Raw genomic sequence first — 6000 nt, 5'->3', positions numbered from 1 at the left:
CAGCGCCGGAATGCGGGCAAAGTATGCGAGCCTGAAAAAGGGGGCCCTGAACTGAGTGAAGGGAAAACTCATTGTGATGGAAGGGCTGGACGGCAGCGGAAAGGCCACCCAGGCAAAGCGGCTGGCGGGGGCGCTGGCCGCCGAAGGGCAAAAGGTGCGCCAGATCACGTTCCCGGATTATGCCAGCGATTCGTCGGCCCTGGTCAAGATGTATCTGGGCGGGCGGTTCGGCACCCACCCGGACGATGTGAACGCCTACGCAGCCTCGGCTTTTTATTCGGTGGACCGGTTTGCCAGCTACAAGACTGATTGGGGCGCTTTTTACCGCGGAGGAGGCGTTGTGGTGGCCGACCGCTATACCACCAGCAATGCGGTGCACCAGTGCTCCAAGCTGCCGCCCGAGAAGTGGGAGGCTTTTTTGGCTTGGCTGTTTGATTTTGAGTATACTAAGATTGGAATTCCATCGCCCGACCAGGTGGTTTATCTGGAGGTGGACCCGGCGGTGAGCCAGCGGCTTATGAGCGGGCGCTACCAGGGCGACGAGGCCCGGAAGGATATCCACGAAAAAGACTTTGAGTATCTGGCACGCAGCCAGCGTGCGGCGGCCTGGTGCGCCGCGCAGCTGGGCTGGGCCAGAGTGGCCTGCTGCCAGGGGGAGGAAATGCGCCCCATTGAGGCCATCCACGCCGACGTGCTCAAGGCTGTAAAGGAGAAGTTATGACCGAATTTCATCCCATCACGGCGCAGGACTTTGCCTGGGCCGCGCCGATCATGCGTTCCAGCGGTTACATGTGCTGTGGTTACGCCTTTGTGACCCAGTTTATGTGGAGCCGCTCTTATAACACCCACATTGCCCGTTATGGCGACTGGGTGCTCATTCGCAGCGATGTGGGCGATGCGTTCCATTACCTGTGGCCAGTGGGCCGGGGCGATGAGCGGGAGGCCATTGAAGAGCTGGTGCGCGACGCCGGGAGCCAGGGCAAGCCCATGGCCCTGTATTCCGTGTCGCTGGAGGCAAAGCACCAGCTGGAAGAGTGGTACCCCGGGCGGTTTGACATTCGGGCGGACCGGGCGGATTACGATTATATCTACGAGCAGAACGACCTGGCTGAGCTGCCGGGAAAACGGTTTCAAAAAAAGCGCAACCATGTTTCCCGTTTTGTGCGGGAGAACCCGGACTGGCAGTTCCACCCCCTGAGCGAGGGGGATCTGCCCGCCATCCGGGCCTTCAACGATGCCTGGAGCCAATTGTATGAAAACAAAGACAACCCCGGCATCCAGGCTGAGCACGAGGCCATTGAGCTGCTGTTTCAGAATTTTTCCCGCCTGGACCTGCGGGGCGGCTATGTTACCGCGGGGGGGCGCATTGTGGCGTTTTCGTTCGGCAGCCCCATCAACGACCGGGTGTTCGACACTCACGTGGAAAAGGCGCTGTACGATGTGGAGGGCGCTTATAACATCATCAACCGGGAGATGGCCCGCAATGTGTGCGCGGGTTTTCCGCTGATCAACCGGGAGGACGACGTGGGCGACGAGGGCCTGCGGGCGGCAAAGCTGTCGTATCACCCAGCCATTATTGAACCCAAGTATCTGGCCGCGCTGAAGCCCTGAGCGGCCGCGCCCGCAGGGAGAGGGGAAAGCCCCCTGCGCATGCAGAATTCCGGGGAGGGGAAAGAGATGTTCCGCGCTGCACAACCTGCCGATCAGCCTGCGCTGGCGGCCTTGTTCGCCGACAGCTTTGGCGACCCGCCCGCCTTTGCGGGCGAAGTGATCGGAAAATTTGCCGGGCCGGGCAATGTGTTTTTGGCCGAAGTGGAGGGAAAGCCCGCGGCGCTGCTGTGTGCGGCGCCGGTGACGCTGGAGGGCCGGCCGGGCGTTTATTATTACGGCCTGTGCACCGCCCGCGAGGCCCGGGGAAAGGGCCTTATGACCGGCCTGATGGACTGGGCACGGCAGCAGCTGCGCCAGCGGGGCGCCGCCTTTGCGGTTCTGGTGCCGGCGGGGCCCGCGCTGTTTGATTTCTACGCGGCCCGGGGATTTGAAAAGGCCTTTGGCCTGCGGCGGCTGGAACGGCCCATCCGCAACAATCTTTGGGCGCGGGCGGATTTTGATTCCGTTACGGCAAAGGGCTGGGAAGCCCTGCGCCGCCGGTGGGCCCCCCAGAGTGTGATGCTGAACGGGGCCGGGTATATTATGGCGCTTACCGACCTGTATTCCGGCGGTGTAACCACAGTGGAAACAAACGAGGGCTACGGCTTTTATTTCCAGCAGGGGGATACCCTGCGCTTTGTGGAATTGTTCGCTGAGGGCGACCGGGCGGCGGAAAAGCTGATGGAGGCCGCGCGGCAAAAAACCGGGGCCGGGCGGGCCGTGATCACCCTGGGGCAGGGGCAGAACCTGTTTTTGGGCGAGGGCGCCCCGCAGGATTACGGAATGATTGATTTTTGGGGGCAGCCGTTCGATGTGCGGGACGCCTACATGCGCCTGATGCTGGACGGAGATCAATAAAATAGAAAAACAGGATTGCAGAAATGCAAAAAAGCAGGAAGGGAACATAAGTATGGCTAAATACCGCTATGAGGAGTACGAGGACGAGGCCCCCCGCAAACGGCGCAAGGGGCCAAACGGCTGCTTGATTTTGGTGGCGCTGTTTGTGGCGCTGCTGATCGGGCTTGGGGTATGGGGCGTTTCGATCATCAACGAGATCACCGGGAGCGACGAGCCGGGCGAGGAGGTAACGGTGAGCATTGCGCAGGGGGAGGGGCCCACCTCCATTGCCGAGACCCTGGCCGAGGCGGGTGTCATTAAACAGCCCACGGTGTTCCGGTATTATCTGCGCTACAAGGGGGCCGCAGGCAATTTGCAGTATGGCGAGTTTGTGCTGCAAAAGGGCCAGAGCTACGACGATATCATTGAAACCCTGAGCCAATACGTGCGCCGCGCCACCGTGACGGTCACCTTCCCCGAGGGGATCACCGCCATTCGGTTTGCCGAGCTGATGGAAGAAAACGGCCTGTGCACAAAAGACGAGTTTTTGGAGGTCGCCAACAACGGGGATTTCAGCCAGTACGACTTTTGGAACGCCATCCCCGAGGACCCGGACCGGTTTATGAAGTGTGAAGGATACCTGTTCCCAGACACCTATGAGTTTTTTGAGGACGACACGGTCTATAATTATGTGAACACCTTCTACGCCGAGTTTGATAAAAAGGTGACGCCGGAAATGCGCCAGCGTGCCGCCGAGCTGGGTTTCACCCTGGAGCAGGCCGTCACCCTGGCCAGCTTTGTGCAGGAGGAGGCGGGCAACGCCGAGGATGCCCGGGTGTCGGCCGTGTTCCACAACCGGCTTGCCGAGGGCTCGCCCTTTCCGCGGCTGGAGAGCAACGTGAGCAGCTATGTGCAGAACCCGAACGACAACAACTATATCTACAACTGGATCGCCCCCTATTACGGCGGATGGGACAATATCCCCCAGAATGTCTACAACGCCTACAACACCTACGAGCGCGCGGGGCTGCCGGCGGGCCCGGTATCGAACCCGGGCAGCGACGCCCTTCAGGCGGCGCTGTACCCGGATGAGGAATACCTGGAGGAAAAGTACTACTTCTTTGTGACCGATAAAAACGGAAAATACTACTACGCAAAAACAGTGAACGAACACCAGAACAACGTGAATACGGCGTTTTCGGTGAAATAAAAACAGGCAAAGGCGCGCCCGGCACCATGCCCCGCGCGCCTTTGCCGCTTTGTATGTAAGGAGAAAACAAGCATGCTGCCTGTGCCGGAACTGCTGGCCCCCGCGGGGGACCTGGAACGGCTGGAATATGCCCTGCGCTACGGCGCGGACGCGGTGTATGCGGGCCTGACCGAATTTGGAATGCGCGCGGCGCCCGATAATTTTACCCCGGAGCAGCTTGCCCAGGGGGCGGCTTTGTGCCATGCCCGGGGCAAAAAGCTGTACCTCACCCTGAACACCCTGCCCACGAACCGGGAGCTGGAACGGCTGCCCGCGGCCATCCGCGAGGCGTGGGCCGCCGGCGTGGATGCGTTTATCGTGGCGGACCTGGGCGTTTTGGCGCTGGTAAAGCAGCATGCGCCTGGTGCGGAGGTCCATCTTTCCACCCAGGCGGGCATTACCAACTGGGCGGCCGCCAAGGCGGCCTTTGAGCTGGGGGCAAAGCGGGTGGTGCTGGCCCGGGAGCTGAGCCTTGCCGACATTGCCGAGATCCGGCAAAAGGCGCCGGCGGAATTGGAGCTGGAGGCCTTTGTGCACGGGGCAATGTGTATGAGTGTGTCCGGCAGGTGCCTGCTGAGCCAGCACCTGGCCGGGCGTGACGCGAACCGCGGCCAGTGCGCCCAGCCCTGCCGCTGGAAGTATTACCTGATGGAGGAAAGCCGCCCGGGGCAGTTTATGGAGGTGGGCGAAGGGGATGGCGGCAGCTATATTTTAAGCGCCTGCGACCTTTGCACCGCGCCCTTCATTGACCTGATCTGCGGGGCGGGCATTGATAGCCTGAAGATCGAGGGCCGGGCAAAGACCTTTTATTATGTTGCAAGCGTGACCAGTGCCTACCGCCAGGCGCTGGACGCCTTTTTGCAGAACCCCGACGGTGAGTACCGCTGCCCGGATCGCGTGCTGGAAGAGCTGGCCCGCACCAGCCACCGGCGTTATTCACCGGGGTTCTATTTTGGCCCGGAAAAAGCCCGGCAGGACACGGCAAGCGGCGGATACATCCGCCAGTGGGAGTTCGTGGGCGTGGTGGAGCAATGGCGCGAGGGGGTGGCCCGCTGCACCCAGCGGGGCAAATTTGCGCGGGGCGAGGCCTTGGAAGCACTGCTGCCCACGGGGGAAACCGTGAGCTTTGCGCCCGCCTGGATCACAAACGGAGCGGGGGAGCGGGTGGAAGCCACCCCCCACCCCATGATGGCCTACACCATCCCCTGCGAGACGCCCCTGCCGCCCCACAGCCTGCTGCGCCGCCGCCTGGAAGCGGCCAGGACATAACAGCCCAAAACAAGCCGCGCCCCGTTTTTTTACTGGGGCGCGGCTTGTTTTGAAAAAGCTCAGATGGTGCCGTATTTATCGTAGGCGGCGCGGATGCCGAGGCCGGCTTCCATATCCTTGCCCATGCTGTCTTCGCGGGCGGCCATATCCTCAGCCCGCTCCAGCACTTCCAGAATGTGCTCCCGAGGCACGGCAAGCACCCCGTCGATGTCCGCCATCATGAAGTCGCCGGGATGAATGGTGATCTCGCCGATCTGGATGGGCTGCTGGAAGCTGCAGATGCGCCACCGGCCCAGCGAGCTGCCGCAGGAGTAAAAGCGCGCGAACACGGGAAAGCCCTGCTGCAGAATATCATTTACATCCCGCACGCCGCCGTCGATGATGGCTCCGCAGCCGCCGGCCTGGCGGGTGCTGCGGGTCATCAGCCCGCCCCAGTGCGCGCAGGTGTCGGTCATGTTGGTCTGCCACACCGGGATGTCGCAGGGCTGGATGCTTTCCAGCATGGCGAAGCGGATGTCGTTGTCGTTGCAGGCTTCGTCGGTTACAGGCTCGCCCAGGCCGGTGAAGGCGGGGCCGGCAATGACCATGTCCGGCGTGAGGGGGCGCAGATAGGCCGGCAGCAGGTGTTTGCGAAGGCCCAGTTGATCCATGGCATCCGACACGATGCCGGTATACAGCTTTTTGTACCGCGCGACCAGTTCTTCGGTGGAGATGTCCGTCATTTTAAAAGCCTCCTGTTATGATTATAATCGGAATAAAAACGAAAGGCGCAGGGCCTTTGGATCGCTGGTCTTATCATAACCGGGGAAAGAGGTGCGGCGCAATTCGCAGCCTGCATAAGATTTGAGAGAGGTCCAGGGCAAAATCTCTAATTCTTGCGAAAAATAGTTTTGTATAATAAACTTTAAAAATGCATAGTCAACAATATACTTGAAATATGATTGAATATGGAGTATAAGTTTTATATAATAAACTTTTAAATAAAGAGGGGCTGG

General features: G+C 60.6%; 6 protein-coding genes. 5 read left to right on the top strand and 1 reads right to left on the bottom strand.

Translation table 11 applies throughout. From position 1 onward, the window contains the following. Window positions 1-55: 55 nt before the first annotated feature. The 5 genes from ACMLHZ_RS09820 to ACMLHZ_RS09800 all read left to right on the top strand — a co-directional run bounded on the left by ACMLHZ_RS09820 (window position 56) and on the right by ACMLHZ_RS09800 (window position 5005). Window positions 56-721 carry a dTMP kinase gene (locus ACMLHZ_RS09820; RefSeq protein WP_418667550.1) on the top strand — a complete coding sequence of 222 codons (666 nt, stop codon included), beginning with the start codon at window positions 56-58 and terminating at the stop codon, window positions 719-721. Next, entirely contained in the window at window positions 718-1611 is an 894-nt protein-coding gene (locus ACMLHZ_RS09815; protein ID WP_418667549.1) for a DUF2156 domain-containing protein, read from the top strand. Before ACMLHZ_RS09820 ends, ACMLHZ_RS09815 begins: the two co-directional genes overlap by 4 nt. Before the next feature lie 66 nt (window positions 1612-1677). Further along, window positions 1678-2508 carry a GNAT family N-acetyltransferase gene (locus ACMLHZ_RS09810; RefSeq protein ID WP_418667548.1) on the top strand — a complete coding sequence of 277 codons (831 nt, stop codon included), beginning with the start codon at window positions 1678-1680 and terminating at the stop codon, window positions 2506-2508. Window positions 2509-2560: 52 nt separating this feature from the next. Then, window positions 2561-3697: an endolytic transglycosylase MltG gene (mltG, locus tag ACMLHZ_RS09805; protein ID WP_418667547.1), complete on the top strand. Its 1137-nt coding sequence runs from the start codon at window positions 2561-2563 to the stop codon at window positions 3695-3697. Between the two features lie 72 nt (window positions 3698-3769). Next, window positions 3770-5005 (top strand): peptidase U32 family protein, encoded by a 1236-nt coding sequence (locus ACMLHZ_RS09800; protein ID WP_418667546.1) that lies wholly within the window; start codon window positions 3770-3772, stop codon window positions 5003-5005. Between the two features lie 59 nt (window positions 5006-5064). Here the strand turns inward: ACMLHZ_RS09800 and ACMLHZ_RS09795 are convergent, their stop codons facing one another. Beyond that, a complete protein-coding gene (locus ACMLHZ_RS09795; protein WP_418667545.1) occupies window positions 5065-5727 on the bottom strand; it encodes an RraA family protein in 663 nt (220 codons plus the stop codon). Window positions 5728-6000 lie beyond the last annotated feature (273 nt).

The organism is Allofournierella sp. (assembly GCF_048388525.1).
Lineage (GTDB): Bacteria > Bacillota > Clostridia > Oscillospirales > Ruminococcaceae > BQOK01.
Note: the sequence above shows the minus strand (reverse complement) of the source record. Positions and strands in the feature narration are given on the sequence as shown.